This window comes from Citrobacter sp. TBCS-14 (assembly GCF_005280805.1).
Classification (GTDB): Bacteria; Pseudomonadota; Gammaproteobacteria; order Enterobacterales; family Enterobacteriaceae; genus Citrobacter; species Citrobacter gillenii.
The window spans coordinates 1-301 of sequence record NZ_SZWM01000157.1 but is presented as its reverse complement, the minus strand read 5'-3'; the positions used below and the strand labels follow the sequence as shown (position 1 = coordinate 301).

The following is a 301-nucleotide window of genomic DNA, read 5'->3' as shown; positions in this document are numbered from 1 at the left end:
AAACTTATTTCGCAGCATAAACCAAATGACCGCCAGCAACACAATGGCAGCCAACATGGCAGCACTCATAATACCGTTATAAACCAAAGAGTTAATAACGCGGGTAGCGGCATAAAGCCCCATACCGCCGGTCAGCAACAGAAGAAACGTCAGCAAAGACAATAACACCAACAAACTTGATCGAATTGAAAGGGATTTTGGCATCGTTATATTTCCGGTTGTAGGGTTAAAACAGACCTGTACAGAACCTATCGACTACAACCGGAAAAAGTTTAGGTATTTAAATGTTTTGTGCAAAATC

General features: G+C 41.5%; 1 pseudogene. It reads right to left on the bottom strand.

Annotation, left to right across the window (positions count from 1 at the left end):
• A pseudogene (locus FDX22_RS30855) lies at window positions 1-204 on the bottom strand (methyl-accepting chemotaxis protein); the annotation flags it as partial.
• Between the last annotated feature and the right edge of the window lie 97 nt (window positions 205-301).